Raw genomic sequence first — 1,481 nt, forward strand, 5'->3', positions numbered from 1 at the left:
GAGATATTGTCAAGACCTGTGGATCGGTGATTTTCAGGCGACCTCCGATCCGGCGGTTGCGGGCTCGCCCGTCGACGGTTTGGGGGTGATGTCGGTGGGTCGTTCAAGCAGCTTGCCTTTGTGGAACACCGCGCCCGCACGTACGAGGGCGACCAACTCGGGGGCGTTGACCTTGCGCCAACGGGCTTGGGCGGCCTCGATGAGCTTGTAGGCCATTGCCAGCCCCGCTGCTCGTGAACCCGGCCCTTTGGTCACCTTGGTCCTCAAACGGACTGTGGCAAAGGTGCTTTCGATCGGGTTCGTGGTCCTCAGGTGGATCCAGTGCTCGGCCGGGTACTTGAAGAACTCCAATAGGACATCGGCGTCGTCGACGATCTTGGCGACCGCCTTGGGGTACTTGGCGCCGTAGTCGATCTCGAAGGCCTTGATCGCCAGCTGCGCCTTGTCGATATCCTCGGCGTTGTAGATGTCCTTGAGCGCCGCCAGTGCGCCCGGGTGTGCCGATTTCGGCAGTACGGCAAGAACGTTGCCCTGCTTGTGCCACCAGCAACGCTGCTCTCGGGTGTCAGGGAACACCTCGCGTAACGCCTTCCAAAACCCCAGCGCGCCGTCGCCGACCGCGAGCACCGGTGCGGTCATGCCGCGGCGGCGGCAATCACGCAGTAGATCCGCCCAGCCTTCGGCCGACTCGCGGTAGCCGTCGGTGAGCGCGACGAGCTCCTTGCGGCCGTCAGCACGGACACCGATCATCACCAGCAGACACAGTTTCTCCTGCTCCAGACGGACTTTGAGGTGAATCCCATCCACCCACACGTAGACGTAATCCGTACCCGAGAGATCACGCGCGGCGAAGGCTTTCGCCTCGTCCTGCCACTGGGCGGTCAGCCGGGTAATCGCCGACGCCGAGAGCCCCGCACCGGTGCCCAAGAACTGCTCCAGCGCCGGGCCGAAGTCTCCGCTGGAGAGCCCATGCAGATACAGCAACGGCAGCACCTCGGCCATCTGAGGTGACTTACGTGCCCAGGCCGGCAGGATCGCCGAGGAGAACCGGCACCGCTGGCCGGTCTCGGCATTGATGCGCTTGTCGTTGACCCGCGGAGCCTTGACCGCCACCGCGCCGGCCGCAGTCAGCACGGTCCGCTCCTGGTGGTGGCCGTTGCGCACCACCAAGCGATGCCCGTTCTCATCGAGGACATCGGTGAACTGGGCGATATAAGCCGCGACCTCGGCCTCCAGCGCCGCCGCCAGCATCTTGCGGGCGCCGTCGCGGACGATCTCATCGAGCACCGACCGGCTCGAACCAGCCTCTTCGTTGGACGATTCCGCGTCGTGAACTACCGTGAGCATGGGCGTACCTTCCCGAACCAGCGCGCCAACGCCGGCTCTTGATCAGACCTTCGACATTCAGATCATCCTCGGGAAGGTGCGCCCTTTCCTACGCCGCCTCACCGAGGCTCATCCACAGGTATTGATCATTGCTC

The 1,481-nt window shown here is 64.2% G+C and carries 1 protein-coding gene; it reads right to left on the bottom strand.

Going from position 1 to position 1,481, the window contains the following annotated elements; translation table 11 throughout:
* Positions 1-33: 33 nt before the first annotated feature.
* On the bottom strand, positions 34-1,347 hold the full coding sequence (locus BST28_RS22870) for an IS256 family transposase (protein WP_083083218.1): 1,314 nt from the start codon (positions 1,345-1,347) through the stop codon (positions 34-36).
* Positions 1,348-1,481: the final 134 nt, after the last annotated feature.

Source organism: Mycolicibacter kumamotonensis (assembly GCF_002086285.1).
Lineage (GTDB): Bacteria > Actinomycetota > Actinomycetes > Mycobacteriales > Mycobacteriaceae > Mycobacterium > Mycobacterium kumamotonense.